Below are 15489 nucleotides of genomic sequence, written 5' to 3'. Positions count from 1 at the left end.
TATGAGTCTCGACAACGTCAAGCCAGGTAAAAAGATCCCTGAAAGCTTCAACGTCATTATTGAAATCCCCATGAATGCGGATCCAATCAAATATGAAGTTGACAAGGAAAGTGGCGCCATTTTCGTTGACCGTTTTATGGGTACTGCCATGCACTATCCCTGCAATTATGGCTACATCAATAAAACCATTGCTGGCGATGGTGACCCTGTTGACGTTCTCGTGATTACTCCATTTCCACTCATTCCGGGTGTCGTGGTTGCTTGCCGCGCACTTGGTGTTTTGCAAATGGAAGATGAAGGTGGGCAAGACGCTAAATTATTGGCTGTCCCAGAAGATAAGATTTTGCCAATCTACACACACTGGCAAAAACCAGAAGATATCAACCCATTGCGCTTAAATCAAATTCAGCACTTCTTCGAGCACTATAAAGATCTCGAGCCAGGCAAGTGGGTGAAGGTAAAAGGCTGGGGTGGCGTTGCCGATGCTCATACAGAGATTCTTGAGGGCATCGATCGTTACAACAAAGAGCACGCTTAACTTAGTGTTGATTCAATTGATAGTAAAGGCTTTGTGATTCGGAGTGAGCGCACAGAAAATTGCCTTAGCCCAAATGAACCCGCTGCTGGGTGATCTGGCTGGTAACGCGCAACTGATTCACAAAGCAGCTCAAGAGGCCTTTTCTCAAGGCGCCAAGCTTGTTGTTACTCCTGAGCTTTCTCTGACCGGCTACCCCCCAGAAGATTTATTGCTCCGGCCTGCCTTCATTGAGGCTGCGCAAAAGCAGCTTGATTCTTTGGTACAAGATCTATCCCAATATCCAGATCTGACGGTCGTAGTAGGTCACCCAAAATTAACGTCAGCAGGTCTACAAAACTATGCTTCCGTTTTACGGAATGGCAAGGTCATTGCAGGCTATGCCAAACAAGAGCTACCTAATCACGAAGTCTTTGATGAGGTGCGTTACTTTGTGCCCGGTAAGCAAGCTTGTGTATTTGACTGCGCAGGCATTCAGTATGGCCTGATTCTCTGTGAAGATGCATGGCATCCAGGGCCAGCGAAACAAGCCCATGCGGCTGGCGCACACGTTTTACTCGTTCCAAATGCATCGCCCTATCACCTGAAAAAAGAGGCGCTGCGTATCGATGTATTGCGTGCTCACATTGAACAAACCAAAATGCCTTTAGTCTATGTCAACGCCGTTGGTGGTCAAGATGAATTGGTGTTTGACGGCGGGTCTTTTGCATTAAATAGCCATGGCGAAGTGGTTATGTCTATGCCCCAGTTTGAAACTGGACTAGGTGTTGTAAATGTCAGTTCCGGAGGTGAGCTCGAAAAAGGCTCAATCTCCCCACCCCAAAGTGTTGAGGCTCAGGCTTATCAAGCCTTAGTACTGGGTGTGCGCGACTATGTGAACAAGAACCGCTTTCCTGGTGTGATTATTGGCTTATCAGGCGGCGTAGATTCCGCTCTTGTGTTGGCGATTGCAGTCGATGCCCTTGGTGCAGACAAAGTACGTGCTGTGATGATGGCATCACGCTATACCGCTGATATCTCTTGGATTGATGCCCGTGAATTAGCCCAGAATCTGAATGTTCAATACGATGAGATTCCAATTAGTGGTCCCGTTGACGCTCTCGAGCAAGCCTTAGCTGAGCAGTTCAAAGGCATGCGGGTTGATGCCACAGAAGAAAACATTCAAGCGCGTGTGCGTGGCACGATGTTGATGGCACTCTCGAATAAAACGGGTCGACTCGTTCTGACTACCGGTAACAAAAGTGAAATGGCAGTGGGTTATTGCACTTTGTATGGCGACATGGCTGGTGGCTTTGCAGTGATTAAAGATATTGCTAAAACTTTGGTCTATCGTTTATGCGCTTATCGCAATAGCATCGCTCCCGTCATTCCGGAGCGTATTTTGACGCGCGCTCCTTCTGCTGAATTGCGCCCAGATCAAAAAGACCAAGACAGCCTGCCATCCTATGAGGTTTTAGATGGCATCGTTGAGCGGTATATGGAGCAAAACCAATCCATTGAGCAAATCATTGCTGCCGGATTTGATCCAGAGAGTGTTGAAAAAGTAACGCGCCTGATCAAATTAAACGAGTACAAGCGCCGCCAGGCTCCTCCAGGAGTGCGCGTGACAACGCGTGCCTTTGGCCGCGATTGGCGCTATCCGATTACTTCTCAATTTAGAGCCTAGTCTGTCAGGAAAGTCCGAATTTGGCACTTTTTTCCAGTTCTAGGTATGATTACTGCATTAGGGGGAATACATGAAACTCATTACATCAATCATCAAACCGTTCAAACTCGATGAAGTTCGTGAAGCATTGGCCGAAGTAGGAGTTACTGGCCTAACTGTGACTGAAGTCAAGGGCTTTGGCCGTCAAAAGGGTCATACCGAACTCTACCGTGGCGCTGAGTATGTGGTCGACTTTTTGCCTAAAGTAAAGGTTGAGGCTGTGGTTGCCAGTGATCGCGTTGAGGTAGCACTTGAGGCAATCACCAAAGCTGCGCGCACAGGGAAAATTGGTGACGGGAAAATTTTCGTTACCGCGGTTGAGCAAGTGATTCGTATTCGTACAGGTGAAACAAACGAATCAGCAGTTTAATCAAGACTGTCGATTGACAGCCTCAGCTTAACCACTCAACAACGTTAACGTAACTGAGAATCTAAGGGAGCGGAAGGCTGAATGATTTCAGCCTGCTCCAAAATAATAGTCTTAGCAGTGGGATTGGAAAGACGAACTTTCATTCCTTGGTAATACATATCTACTTGAGCTAAGCCAGAAGTTAAAACCTTTAAAGGTGGTTTTCCCAAAATACTAGCTCCCACTCCAGGCTCTAGAGTTTTGTTTTGCGTCTTGCCACTAGCGTCAACAACACAGACTGTTTGCGCAGTTTTAGATTGAAAAAATACAACATCCCCAGACTTTTTGGGCGCATCCGTTTTGTAGCTCACTACTGACGAATCTGCAGGCGGGCACTCCAAGGAAATTGCTGGAGCGGCCGCTGGTGCAGGAGGAGCAACAGCAAGCACAGTCGCAACAGGCTTTTCCTCTGGCTTGGCTTCAGCTACCGGCTCTGCAGGTGGATTTGCTGGAGCAACTTCTTCCAAAATCACAATCTCTTGCTTAACTGGCTCTGGGAAAAATAGTGGGCGTAGATTTACAACTGCAAAGATTAAAGTTACCGCGATGCCTAGAAGAATCAATAATTTTTTCTGAGGATTTTTTTCTTGGCCTGATGAATTCGATAAAATAGTGACGAGTTCTTTTATTTTCTCTAGCGGCTTAGCTGTTTCAGGCTTTACAGGTGATACTTTTTTTTCTACCGGTGGAGTGATTACAGCAGGAATTTCTTTCTTTTCTTCTACTACCTTTTCAACTTCAGCTTTCTTCGCCATCGGCGCCTCACCAAAGTCAAAAGCATCTTCTAAATTGAGCTTTAACAATGCAGCAACTTTTTTTGCTGCAGTGACCTTAATTTGAAGACCATAGAAAGAACTAGATTCGCCATTTTCAATTTGCTCAATTTGGCGAACAGAAAGACAGGCCATAACCGATAAATCCTTAGCGCTTAAACCAAGACTCTCCCTGGCCTTAGAAAAAGCCTCTTTTCGTATCTCCGGAAGTTTTGCAGGATTGTCCATGGCGGAACTGTCTCACTATTTTTATCGTAGTAATTCTAATGCATTGATAAATATAATACTTTATTGAACATTGGCCTTACGCAGAAATATCAGCACGACATTTTTCAGCCCCTGAAAATCCGAAGGAAGCGGCTTTTCTAGTCAAACATACCGAGAGAACGAGGCTCGTTTTTTAGTATTGCAGTGCAACATTAAGATGGGTATGCATTACCCCTTCGTGCAGCACACCCTTTAGCCCATCTCACGGCACAATAGAGCCTTTCAAAACAAACCTTTTCTGGAGTAATAAGCATGAAACGCCTCAACGAACGCTCACGTATGGTCACCGAGGGAGTAGCTCGCGCACCTAATCGCTCGATGTATTACGCCATGGGTTATCAAGAAAAGGATTTCTCCAAGCCAATGGTTGGCGTTGCGAACGGCCACTCGACGATTACTCCTTGTAATAGTGGTCTGCAAAAATTAACCGATGCGGCTGTAACTGCACTTGAAGAAGCGGGCGCAAAAGCACAAACATTTGGTACGCCCACGGTTTCTGATGGGATTGGCATGGGCACTGAAGGCATGAAATACTCGCTCGTGTCTCGCGAAGTCATTGCTGACAGTATTGAAACTTGTGTTAATGGTTTATGGCAAGACGGTGTAGTGGTGATCGGGGGTTGCGATAAGAATATGCCCGGCGGCATGATGGCTATTGCCCGTACCAATGTTCCTGCCATTTATGTTTACGGTGGGACGATTAAGCCAGGTCACTACAAAGGCAAAGACCTCAATATCGTTTCTGCATTTGAAGCTGTTGGTGAATTTACTTCCGGCCGCATGAACGAAGAAGATCTGAAGGGTGTGGAACAACATGCCTGCCCAGGAAGCGGCTCTTGTGGCGGTATGTACACAGCCAATACGATGAGCTCCTCCTTTGAAGCCCTCGGTATGAGTCTGCCCTACTCTTCTACGATGGCCAACGAAGATGCAGAAAAAGTCGCAAGCGCCGCTGAATCTGCCCGCGTTTTAGTAGAAGCTATCAAGAACAATCTACGTCCACGCGACATCATTACCAAGAAATCGATTGAGAACGCAGTCAGCGTCATCATGGCAGTCGGCGGGTCTACCAATGCGGTATTGCATTTTCTCGCCATTACTAGTGCGGCTGAAATCGATTGGACGATTGATGACTTTGAACGTATTCGTAAGCGCGTTCCTGTCATTGTGGATATGAAACCATCCGGCACTTATTTGGCAACCGACTTGCACCAGGCTGGCGGCATTCCACAAGTAATGAAAATTTTGCTTGATGGTGGCTTGCTACATGGCGATTGCATGACCATTACTGGCAAAACGATTGCAGAAGTGTTGAAAGATATCCCTTCGGTGCCGCGTGCTGATCAAAAAGTGATTCGCGCTTTAGACAATCCTTTATACAAACAAGGCCACTTAGCCATTCTGAAGGGCAATATCTCTCCAGAGGGTTGCGTAGCCAAGATTACGGGTCTTAAGAACCCATCGATTACTGGCCCAGCGCGTGTATTTGATTCTGAAGACGATGCTATGGCAGCCATCATGGCGCAAAAGATCAAAGATGGTGACATCGTGATCATTCGCTATGAGGGCCCTAAAGGTGGCCCCGGAATGCGCGAGATGCTTTCCCCGACCTCTGCCTTGGTAGGTCAAGGCTTAGGTGAGTCTGTAGGCCTTATTACTGATGGTCGCTTCTCTGGTGGAACTTGGGGCATGGTCGTTGGTCACGTAGCTCCAGAAGCTTATGTGGGTGGCGTTATTGCCCTCATCCATGAAGGTGACTCTGTAACCATCGACGCTCACAAGCTCCTCATTCAACTCAATGTGAGTGATGAAGAGATTGCAAAACGCCGCGCAGCTTGGAAACAACCTAAGCCACGCTATACCCGTGGCCTCTTGGCAAAGTATGCAAGCCTTGCTAGCAGTGCTAGCAAAGGTGCTGTTACAGATCTGAACTTAGATCTGACCTGATACAAGAGCAAGCAATAAAACAAAAGCCCCTGAATAAAATCAGGGGCTTTTTTATTAGCTATCTCAAGGGGATTAATGCTTATCGTGCATCGCTCCCATTGCATTTACGGGAAGCTTTACCTCTACCTCGCCTGCTTTAGCAAACTTCAGCTTTACTGGAACGGTTTGACCAGCAGCAAAAGGTCCTTTTAGGTTCATAAACATCAAGTGGTAGCCACCTGGCTTGAGTTCTACAGCGCCATTGGGAGGTACAGCAATATCTTTTACCTGGCGCATTTTCATGACGTTGCCGTCCATAGCCATTTCATGCAATTGCACTTCTCCCGCAGCAGGAGAGCTTGCAGATACCAGCTGATCTCCAGAGCTACCCTTGTTTTCAATCTTCATAAACCCACCCGCTACCTGCTGACCTGGTGCAGTAGCACGTGTGTAGGCATTTTCAATTTTGATTGCATTAGTAGAGACAGTCTTTGAGACATCCTGAGCCATTAATGATCCGCAGAATCCCAAACCGAGAATACCGATAGATAACGTTTTTAATAATGAACTTTTCATTTACCTCTCCTTAAATAATCTTGCCAAATCCCTTATGCACCAGTCGCATACCACTGCTTTAATTTCTCAAAATCCATACTGCCGGTCTTGCGAATAACTTTCCCATTCTTATCAATTAATAGTGTCATTGGCGTTTCACCACGCCATTTGGGGTCGATCTCATAACGTAAAGCATCGTCAAAAGGCGATGCCAAAGTGTATTTACCGACAGGATTGACATTAGCAGCTGTGAGCATCTTGGATGCACTCTCCGAAGGAACATCATCAACCTGAATAAAGATAATTTTGGCGTTTTTATTTTGACTTAGAAATTTTCCCCATAGCGGCATTTCTTTTGCGCAAGGCGAGCAAGTAACGCCCCAAAAATGAATGACAACAGGTTGCCCAGCATAAGGTTTAGTAACAGTCTTCCAATCGCCCTTTTGATATGGCTTTAATGCACTACTCTGGGCATATGCAGACTGCATAAATGCCAAGAGGACAAATAAGATACTAAGTAGTTTCTTCATTATTTTGAGTTTAATGGAATCAACTGATACCCATCTTCACGAGTGAGCCATGAGAGATAAACCTCTTTTCCATGGCTGACCAGCAAAGGGTGATCACTATATCCAGCGGTAGCGCTGATTACCTTTGGGGCTAACCAACTCTTTCCATCATCAAGTGATTGTTTTAGGTATACAGAAGTTTTCGCGCCATCAAACTCTTTCCAAACTAACCAAACGGATTGGTCGACTGCTAACAAATAAGGTCTTGATACATTCGCATTTTCCGCGCCAATTCTTTGGGGTTTGGAATAGGCTTCACCTTGATTGCTAGAGCTGGCATAAAAAACACCGGAGCGAGCACTACCCTGTGTAAACCAGGCTACATGGATTTTTCCTGAGTTCGATATAGCGATAGTTGGCCCATGATGCGGGCAAGCATCCGTTTTCCACTCATCTCGAGCAACGCGTTGCGTCTTGCTAGCACCCATTGGCGTAATGATCTGGGTCGCATGATCCCGAATACCACCGGGGAATATTGCGCGATAAATAATACTGACCCCGCCCTGGGGATCTAAGCTAGCCCCAATGCGACAGCACTCACAACTAGCTTCATTGGCAATTAATTCTGGAGTAAAACTATTGCCACCATCATTAGAAAACGAATAGGCTATGGATCCACCCAAACGTTGCTGCCCCAACTTCTTGGCATCAGCCACTAAGCGCTTATCAATCCATGCAATAAAGATAGAGTTGTCAGGTCGAATAACGACCGAAGGAAAGCGCTGGCTAGAATTGTCTTTTACCAAAGATTGGGGCTGAGAAAACGTTTTCCCACCATCAAAGGATCTTGCAATATTGATCTGGGCATTCCAGTTGGAATCTTTGAAGAAAGCATAAGCCAACAGCACATTACCAGTCTTGTCAGCAACAATTTGAGCGCGTGCATCAGCACCTGTATCCAAAGACTTCCCATGCTCAGCAACAACTGCGGGAGTAGAAAATGTTTTTCCCTTGTCCATCGACTGGGCAACAGAAACCATACCGCCCCCAGTCCATGCCAACAATAACTTACCATCTGCCATAAAGAATGGGGTTGCTGCATTTGCGCAATCCAACCCGGTCCCAGTGCAAGCGGTAGGCTTTGCAGGAGAAGCGCTCATCATATGCGACGAGTGATCCATTTGGGCAAACGCAGAATTAAATGCGACCAACCCCAAAACACCCATGAAGAGAGATTTAAACGATAGATGGAAAGAGGATTTAAGCATTAGAAGATGATACGCGCGCCAACAGTGATTGATTGCGGTTGACCAGCAATATAGCTAGACGCACTTGTACCACTGCTATAGGTAATGTAGTTCCTGTTTAATAAATTCAGAGCACTCAAATAGACTGAAGCATTTTGCGTAACTTCATGATTTAACCTCATGCCAACTACAGCGTAGGCTGGAATTGGGTACGCATGGGCAGTATCCATCCATGAGTTGCCAATATATCTAACTGTTGCAGTCAAATTAGTTTTAGGAAGCAAATAGTATGTCGCTGACGCACTTCCCATATTTTGTGGCGTGCCTCCTAATTGTGAGCCCAAGGGGTTTGTACTTGCGGGAACAGTGGATCCAATCCAGGTTAGCTCCGCATTAGTGTGCGTATAAGTGACGTCTGTTGATAGCTTTTCAGTTAACTCAAAATGAGATTGAAACTCAAGCCCCCTACTTTGTATGGACTGATTATTTCCATACAACGTTGATGTCGTGGATGAAGTACATCCCAAAACGGGCTGACAATACGCATTAACGCCCGTAGGTAATTGGGCTGCATAAATAGCGTTTGTAATGTTGGCATTAAAACCTGTCACCTGGATAAATCCACCTCCCCATCGGTAATCCGCTCCAACCTCATAACCAATCATATTTTCAGGAGTCAGATTTGGATTGGAAAACGACCAGTTTGTCCCGCTTCCATAAGATCTAATCATATTGTTTAAGCCTGGAGCATGAAAACCTTGATATGCCGCCCCACGAAAGTCCAGCTCTTTGGTAGCTTGATACAAAAGGCCCAAGTTTGGGCTAAATTTCGTCACGCTTTGATTCGGTGCATTTGTATAGTTTGGATTTAATCCTGTTGGAGCTGCGGTGTAGTAATACGGCACTTGACTTAACCACTGATCTACTCGTGCAGACAATGTTGCCTCTAAAGGAATGGCATCCATTTTTGATTTGATTTGCCCTAGTGCACCATAGAACTGTTGTTTTCCACTTGCTGAAGCAATACTACCGACCGTTCCGGGATTTGATGTGGTGCAGGGAGTTCCGCTAACAGCGGTTCCAGTACAAAGATTGTTAGTCCAATTGGTAGCCGCAACCTCTCGTGCATCAATACTCACAATAAGTTGATCAATTGCATGATCCTTAAGATTTTTTGTGTATTGAACTGAGCCACCACCCTGATTTGATGGATTGTTGTAATTACCCGTTATGTAAGCTGGTACGCTACCCAACGTCACATTCTGCTGCCACAAAGTACTATTTTGATAAAAGGCGTTTACTTGCAAATTTTCATCTGCAGACAATTTTGTATTGGTGCCAGCAGAAAAAGTAGTTTCATTAGTGGTTTTGGTGGCAAAGTTATAGCCGCCGGAAGGTGGGTTGGACATTTGGCTAGAGCCAATATTAAAGAACCCGGTAGTATCTACGCTAATTTTTAAATCACCCTGAAGTCGAAAATTTCGTGAATCAGCATACTCGGGGCCAACAGGCCCTTTGATATAAGAGGCTGGCTTAGCTGGATAAATATTTGGATATTGCATATAGCCATCCGTATGGAATGCATCCGCAGAGATTCTTAGTTTTAGAACGTCATTTACGGAAAATTCCTTAGATGCTGCAACATTACTTGTATTAAATGTGCCGTAACTTGCCGAAAGTTCACCCTTGTTATCGGAAATTGGCTTAGTGGTGATATTCACCACGCCCCCCATGCCATAGTTGCCATAAAGGTTTGATACGCCCCCCCTAATAAACTCAACATCTTCAATGGCCGATAAGGGCACTCGACTCCACTCAATAGTTCCATACATTGCATTGTTGGCTGGCACACCGTCTATTAAAACCAGAGTACGCGCATTACCCAAGCCGCGCACATTCAAACTCTGGCCGGTTGGGTCTTTTTCATAGTACGGCTGATCATTCAAAAATACGCTTGATTGATTTTTAAATACCTGGTCAATGGTTTGCTCAGGAGAGTTTTGGATATCCTCATTAGTCAGTATTGAGGTGTTTTGTGTCATATCCTTAAGTTCAGTGCCAGATTTACTCGCACTAACAACTACATTACCAATCTTCTGGCCGTAATCGGGTGGCGGCGCAACTTGAGCATACGCACATACACATACGAATAGCAAACCAATACTTATGCCAATTTTCTTTTGCTTTAACAACATTTACTTCTCCACACAATATGACAGCAACTTAGTTACAACTGTGTTGCCAACTACATAGCTAGGCTATGCCCTAAGTTTTTTTAGGCGTGTGCTGGAGGTGCTGCTGAAGGAGGAGTTACCCAAACCGCGAGTGGTTTAGGAGATTGATAGAAAAGCTTTGGAAGTAATGCAAAAGAATTTGGCGCTGCAAATGTGAGGTTGGTATTAAATGCTGGGGTAATTGAACTATGCGTTACGCAATATGGACAAGGCTGTATTTGATCTGCGAGATCTTGATCGCCAGTCTGGACATCAATTTGCATTTTGGCACCATCAAGCGAACAAATCTCCATCGCAAAACCGTGACCACCCTTCACAAGCGAGACCGCTTGTGAAACTGCTGGGGCGAGTGCACTCATTGCAATAGCTGCGGCTGCAATCCAGTGAATGAGGCGGTTTTTATGGAAATTCATGGTTGGTGGGAATTTTATCTGATTCCCCCATCGCTCTTGGTTCGGGTAAATAAAAAGGGGTCCGAAGACCCCCTTTGTCAGGCTTATAAGTCCTATTACATAGAAGCAGAACGCTCGATGAGCTTGCGACGCATTGGGCGCAGTACAAACCAAGCCAAGATTGCAGCAGTCCCATTCAAGAAACTTGCAACCCAGAAAACCGCTTCCCAGCCACCAGTCATTGTTACCAATACGCTAGACAAAGGAACTAACAATGAAGCAGTACCCTTAGCTGTGTAGAGGAGACCTGCATTACCAGCAGCATAGGTTGAGCCGAATGTGTCAGCGTTAGTTGATGGGAACAAGCTGTAAATCTCGCCCCATGCAAAGAACACTAAACCAGTCAATAACACAAACATCACTGGATCACGACCGAGGTAGTACAAACCAAGAATGCCCAAGCACTCAAATGTGAAGCAAAGGGTCATTGTCTGTTCGCGACCAATCTTGTCAGATACCCAACCGAAGAATGGACGGGTTAAGCCGTTCAACACACGGTCAACTGTCAATGCGAATGTCAATGCAGGCAATGCCAATCCCATCAAACTCACCGTTACGCCGGCAATTTGGAAGTCTTTAGCAATTGGGCCTAACTGTGCGGTAGCCATCAAGCCACCAGCCGCAACCATCACGAACATGACGTACATGATCCAGAACACTGGCTGCTTAACCATTTCCATTGGGCGGAAGTCTTTACGAGTCTGAACCACTGCAGCCTTAGCTGTAGTGATCGCACTCTTGATAGGCTTAGAGAGTAACAAGCTCAAGACCACAACGATAGCGCCTTGCCAAATACCAAAGTACCAGAACGCATCTTGATAGCCTTGATTAGCAATCATGTTTGCAATTGGAATAACAGTCAATGCAGAGCCAGCACCAAAGCCAGCAGCTGTCATACCAGCAGCTAAACCACGACGATCTGGGAACCACTTGAGCGCATTGCCTACACAAGTACCATAAACAGCACCAGCACCCACACCACTCACAGCAGCTGCTATGTAGAGCATGGTCAAGGTATCGGCATGAGCATTCATCATCCAGCCAATGCCGCACAAGATGCCGCCGAAGAACACAACTGGGCGTGGACCAAATTTATCAACGAGGTATCCCTCGATTGGAACTAACCAAGTTTCGGTCAATACGAAGATGGTGAAAGCAACTTGAATCGCTGCACGTCCCCATCCAAACTTTGCATCAATTGGGTTTACGAATAAAGTCCAACCATATTGCAAGTTTGCGATCATCGACATACAAATAATGCCGATTAGTAGCTGAAACCAACGACCTCCTAAAGGCCCTGCAGTTTTCTCGCCGCTCATTGAAAATCTCCTATTTTTTACTTTTTATAAATACTTAATTCACCCAAAAATTGGGATACCTGATTTTTAAGCATTTAAAGAATGGACTTCTTGACACTAATCAAGATTTGTCCAAATCCACACTAGTGATTACCCTCGCCATAACCCCATGAAATATGAGTCTATTTCACTCTTTTGGGGCTAATGCGTATCACTTTAGGAAACTTTGACACAAAGAAAAAGCCACCCGAAGGTGGCTTTTTTAATCTGTAATTTTTTTCAATTACATGCCGCGGTAAGCGCCGTCGAAATCATAGTGACGAGCCTGCTTTTGGCTTGGTTTGCTTTCAGTAAAAAGCTGATTGATCATATTCAATAGAACAGTCATTTGAATCTCCTTAAGGGTTAATACCTAGATTATAACCCTAATATTATTTCAGTGCAACAGCATTGGAGTGTACGCAATTTAAGAGATCTCTACTTGAATATTTCCTTAAGTATTTGTTTTTATTGAGTATTTATGATTCAGAGAACAAGAAGAGTGGTGCCGCTTGCCGGAATCGAACTGGCGACCTTTTCATTACGAATGAACTGCTCTACCGACTGAGCTAAAGCGGCTTACCGCAACAAATTCTAGCGGAAACGGTCTAAAAGCTTCTTACTGACTTTATCCAAAGCCGTAGAGTCTTTGATCAGAAATTGCAATCCATTCGAGTCTGCAATCAACAAGGTATTGCCAGCGATTCTGCGGATGTCTTCCTCGCCCTTTAAGCGAATGCGAGTTGGACCCCGGTCAGTTTCGATATCCCAAATGCTGGGAGTAGCAAACGTTGAGACCTTAGTAATTTTCTCAATGACTGGCATAAATTCACGAGCAGCCAATTCTTCTTCAATGAGTTGGAGTTCTTGCTTTGGAATTACCGCAACATCGGGATACCAAAACACTTCTTTACCAGATTGATCCATGATGCCAATACCAGCGCCAGGAGCTGTAACCGGAAACGCTCGTACTGGATGCACACCAACATGTGAATGACCTTTGGCATCGACAAATACCAAACGTCCAAGTGAATCACGCATCAATTGATGAGAAGTCTGCGTCATACCCCTCCCCCAATATTCTTGGCAATCTCTTGTAACTTCTCTTTTTGCAGTTCTTGTATATTTTCTTCTGAACTCTCTTCTGAACTCTCTTCCAAACTCTCACCAATCGCGCCGCCTTCAACCAACTCAGCAGCATGACGCAACTGAGCTTGATACAAGGTGTAGTAAGCCCCTTGGGCTTCCATTAGATGTTCGTGTGATCCGATCTCCACAATCTCACCCTTATCTAATACCACGAGGCGATCTGCCTTTCTGAGTGTTGATAAGCGATGTGCAATCGCAATGGTTGTGCGACCTTTAACAAGGTTATCTAAAGCGCGCTGAATTTCTTTTTCTGTAGTGGTGTCAACGGATGAAGTTGCCTCATCCAAAATCAAGATGCTTGGATTAATCAGGAGCGCACGGGCAATCGAGATGCGTTGACGCTCACCACCAGATAAAGATTGACCGCGCTCACCCACTAATGAGTCATAGCCTAGTGGTAAGCGCAGAATAAATTCATGGGCATGGGCAGCACGTGCTGCTTCAATGATTTCTTCACGAGTAGCATCAGGCTTGCCGTAAGCAATGTTCTCTGCAATCGTGCCAAAGAACAAGAATGGCTCTTGCAATACCAGACCGATACACTTCCGATAATCGGCAATACCAATGCTACGAATATCGCGCCCATCTAAGGATATAGAGCCAGAGCTCACGTCATAGAAACGGCAAATCAAATTGACCAAGGTACTCTTGCCTGAACCACTGTGACCTACTAAGCCAATCATCTCGCCTGGAGCAATATCTAAATCAATACCTTTTGTTACCGCACGATTACCATAGCGAAAACCCACGCCGCGCATCGAGATACGCCCACTGACAGGCCCTAGAGGTGTGGGATTAATCGGTTCGGGAACACTCGAGACGTGATCCAAAATATCAAAGATACGCTTGGCACCCGCAGCTGCTTTTTGGGTGTGCGACACAATACGACTCATTGAATCGAGTCGCACATAAAAACGGCCGATGTATGCAAGAAACGCAATCAAGACACCAACGGTGACTTTCTGATGCGCCACTTGCCAGATACCAAAGCCCCACACTACCAATAAACCAGTCTCGGTTAAAAGTGTGACGGTTGGCGAAAACAAACCCCAGACTCGATTTACGCGATCGTTAATTTGAAGGTTGTGTTTATTGGAATCTATAAAACGCTTTAACTCGCGATCTTCTTGCGCAAACGCTTTGACTACCCGAATGCCTGGGATCGTATCTGCCAAAATGTTTGTGACTTCAGACCAGATACGATCAATCTTCTCAAAGCCAAAACGCAAACGATCGCGCACAACATGAATCATCCACACAATGAATGGCAATGGCGCTAAGGTCACTAGCGCCAGCAAAGGATCAATCGAGAACAAGATAGCAGCGGTCATCGTGATCATGAGGACATCAGTCGCAAAGTCCAATGCGTATAGCGACAAAAAGACGCAGATGCGATCAGTCTCTGCGCCAATACGTGCAATCAAGTCACCAGTACGCTTACCACCGAAATACTCAAGCGAAAGTTTGAGTAAGTGCTCGAAAGTCGTATTGCGTAAATCTGCACCAATACGTTCACTCACTAAAGCCAGTAGATAAGTTTTCCACCAACCCAATCCCCAAGCAACAATTGCCGCGCCAAATAGCGCAAACAAATACATACTTGCTAAATGAAAATCAATGGGGTTACCACGCTCATAAGGAATCAAGACATGATCCATCAGGGGCATCGTCAAATACGGTGGAATCAGAGTTGCGCCAGTCGATAGCAGTGTCAGCACAAAACCGAGTAACAGTTGATTTTTATACGGCTTAGCAAAACGCCATAATTTGAACAAGGTCCAAGTTGATGGCGGTTTGTCATCTTCAGGATCACAAGTTGGACAACCATCAGAGTTGGCCGGTTTAGGACTCAAGCAAACAGGACAAACCTGCTTGTCATACTCACTCACTTCGTCCCGACCCTGCTCAGCGCCATGGGTCAGCTTTCTGAAGCTTGATTGCAAACGCAAAACCTGAGGATTGACTGCCAAGGTGAAATACCAAATTCTTTGCAGCGCATCCGCTGTTTCGAGCTTTAAATGACCCACACCAGCATGATCGCCATGAACGAGATGCTCTCTCGAGCTAGCGGGCCAAGATTCAAACTTTGCACCATCGGTCCAAAATAAGCCTTCTTCAGTGAGCAAAAGTAGACTTCTTTCAAAGTGCAAGTCAGCACCCAAATCAAGCTCGACCCAAGCCAGTAATGCCTCTAGGCTTTGAATGGGGGATTTGTCACCCTTAAGAACGCTCAGCCAATCACTTGGTAGCACAGGGGCAAAAGGAAGGATTTCTGGCTTCATTAACCCTAAAAGTATAGTGGAGCTAGATTTTTTAGATTTATCGGTCCTGTCAACTTTCGGGGGTAGAAAACCGTTAAATTAAACAAGTAGTCCTTTTTATGTATTTTTG

13 protein-coding genes and 1 tRNA gene are annotated in these 15489 nt (G+C 45.5%); 4 read left to right on the top strand and 10 right to left on the bottom strand.

Going from position 1 to position 15489, the window contains the following annotated elements; genetic code table 11:
- Position 1 precedes the first annotated feature (1 nt).
- From ppa to C2756_RS03415, 3 genes are all read left to right on the top strand, one after another.
- Positions 2-538 (top strand): inorganic diphosphatase, encoded by a 537-nt coding sequence (gene ppa, locus C2756_RS03425; protein WP_215296658.1) that lies wholly within the window; start codon positions 2-4, stop codon positions 536-538.
- Positions 539-581: 43 nt separating this feature from the next.
- On the top strand, positions 582-2201 hold the full coding sequence (locus tag C2756_RS03420) for an NAD+ synthase (protein WP_215320052.1): 1620 nt from the start codon (positions 582-584) through the stop codon (positions 2199-2201).
- Positions 2202-2271: 70 nt separating this feature from the next.
- Entirely contained in the window at positions 2272-2610 is a 339-nt protein-coding gene (locus C2756_RS03415) for a P-II family nitrogen regulator (RefSeq protein WP_215296656.1), read from the top strand.
- Between the two features lie 44 nt (positions 2611-2654).
- On the opposite strand, the gene C2756_RS03410 is transcribed toward C2756_RS03415, so the two are convergent.
- A complete protein-coding gene (locus C2756_RS03410; protein ID WP_215320050.1) occupies positions 2655-3650 on the bottom strand; it encodes a RodZ family helix-turn-helix domain-containing protein in 996 nt (331 codons plus the stop codon).
- 291 nt (positions 3651-3941) lie between these two features.
- Between C2756_RS03410 and ilvD the strand changes: the two genes are divergently transcribed.
- Positions 3942-5636: a dihydroxy-acid dehydratase gene (gene ilvD, locus C2756_RS03405; protein WP_215320048.1), complete on the top strand. Its 1695-nt coding sequence runs from the start codon at positions 3942-3944 to the stop codon at positions 5634-5636.
- Positions 5637-5708: 72 nt separating this feature from the next.
- On the opposite strand, the gene C2756_RS03400 is transcribed toward ilvD, so the two are convergent.
- The 9 genes from C2756_RS03400 to C2756_RS03360 form a co-directional block, all read right to left on the bottom strand.
- The gene (locus C2756_RS03400; protein WP_215320046.1) at positions 5709-6191 is read right to left on the bottom strand and encodes a copper chaperone PCu(A)C; all 483 of its coding nucleotides are present in this window, start codon (positions 6189-6191) and stop codon (positions 5709-5711) included.
- 32 nt (positions 6192-6223) lie between these two features.
- Positions 6224-6700 (bottom strand): TlpA disulfide reductase family protein, encoded by a 477-nt coding sequence (locus C2756_RS03395; protein WP_215320044.1) that lies wholly within the window; start codon positions 6698-6700, stop codon positions 6224-6226.
- The gene (locus C2756_RS03390; RefSeq protein ID WP_215320041.1) at positions 6700-7947 is read right to left on the bottom strand and encodes a sialidase family protein; all 1248 of its coding nucleotides are present in this window, start codon (positions 7945-7947) and stop codon (positions 6700-6702) included. Before C2756_RS03390 ends, C2756_RS03395 begins: the two co-directional genes overlap by 1 nt.
- Positions 7947-10121 (bottom strand): TonB-dependent receptor, encoded by a 2175-nt coding sequence (locus C2756_RS03385; RefSeq protein ID WP_215320039.1) that lies wholly within the window; start codon positions 10119-10121, stop codon positions 7947-7949. The genes C2756_RS03390 and C2756_RS03385 overlap by 1 nt, the downstream gene beginning before the upstream one ends.
- 80 nt (positions 10122-10201) lie before the next feature.
- Positions 10202-10573, bottom strand: a complete 372-nt coding sequence (locus C2756_RS03380; protein WP_215320037.1) for a DUF2946 family protein — start codon at positions 10571-10573, stop codon at positions 10202-10204.
- A gap of 95 nt (positions 10574-10668) precedes the next feature.
- Positions 10669-11931 carry an oxalate/formate MFS antiporter gene (gene oxlT / locus C2756_RS03375; RefSeq protein ID WP_215320035.1) on the bottom strand — a complete coding sequence of 421 codons (1263 nt, stop codon included), beginning with the start codon at positions 11929-11931 and terminating at the stop codon, positions 10669-10671.
- A 521-nt stretch (positions 11932-12452) separates the two neighbouring features.
- Positions 12453-12528, bottom strand: a tRNA-Thr gene (locus C2756_RS03370).
- A 15-nt stretch (positions 12529-12543) separates the two neighbouring features.
- The gene (locus tag C2756_RS03365) at positions 12544-13014 is read right to left on the bottom strand and encodes a DUF1854 domain-containing protein (protein ID WP_215320033.1); all 471 of its coding nucleotides are present in this window, start codon (positions 13012-13014) and stop codon (positions 12544-12546) included.
- Positions 13011-15380 carry an ABC transporter ATP-binding protein gene (locus C2756_RS03360; RefSeq protein WP_215320031.1) on the bottom strand — a complete coding sequence of 790 codons (2370 nt, stop codon included), beginning with the start codon at positions 15378-15380 and terminating at the stop codon, positions 13011-13013. Before C2756_RS03360 ends, C2756_RS03365 begins: the two co-directional genes overlap by 4 nt.
- Positions 15381-15489 lie beyond the last annotated feature (109 nt).

The organism is Polynucleobacter sp. UB-Siik-W21 (assembly GCF_018687415.1).
GTDB lineage: Bacteria > Pseudomonadota > Gammaproteobacteria > Burkholderiales > Burkholderiaceae > Polynucleobacter.
This window is presented reverse-complemented; position numbering and strand designations above follow the sequence as displayed.

Bases quoted from the DNA above. Each gene is read 5' to 3' on its own strand.
- ppa (WP_215296658.1), top strand. From the start codon at position 2: ATGAGTCTCGACAACGTCAAGCCAGGTAAAAAGATCCCTGAAAGCTTC.
- C2756_RS03415 (WP_215296656.1), top strand. From the start codon at position 2,272: ATGAAACTCATTACATCAATCATCAAACCGTTCAAACTCGATGAAGTT.
- C2756_RS03410 (WP_215320050.1), bottom strand. From the start codon at position 3,650: ATGGACAATCCTGCAAAACTTCCGGAGATACGAAAAGAGGCTTTTTCT.
- ilvD (WP_215320048.1), top strand. From the start codon at position 3,942: ATGAAACGCCTCAACGAACGCTCACGTATGGTCACCGAGGGAGTAGCT.
- C2756_RS03400 (WP_215320046.1), bottom strand. From the start codon at position 6,191: ATGAAAAGTTCATTATTAAAAACGTTATCTATCGGTATTCTCGGTTTG.
- C2756_RS03395 (WP_215320044.1), bottom strand. From the start codon at position 6,700: ATGAAGAAACTACTTAGTATCTTATTTGTCCTCTTGGCATTTATGCAG.
- C2756_RS03390 (WP_215320041.1), bottom strand. From the start codon at position 7,947: ATGCTTAAATCCTCTTTCCATCTATCGTTTAAATCTCTCTTCATGGGT.
- C2756_RS03385 (WP_215320039.1), bottom strand. From the start codon at position 10,121: ATGTTGTTAAAGCAAAAGAAAATTGGCATAAGTATTGGTTTGCTATTC.
- C2756_RS03380 (WP_215320037.1), bottom strand. From the start codon at position 10,573: ATGAATTTCCATAAAAACCGCCTCATTCACTGGATTGCAGCCGCAGCT.
- oxlT (WP_215320035.1), bottom strand. From the start codon at position 11,931: ATGAGCGGCGAGAAAACTGCAGGGCCTTTAGGAGGTCGTTGGTTTCAG.
- C2756_RS03365 (WP_215320033.1), bottom strand. From the start codon at position 13,014: ATGACGCAGACTTCTCATCAATTGATGCGTGATTCACTTGGACGTTTG.
- C2756_RS03360 (WP_215320031.1), bottom strand. From the start codon at position 15,380: ATGAAGCCAGAAATCCTTCCTTTTGCCCCTGTGCTACCAAGTGATTGG.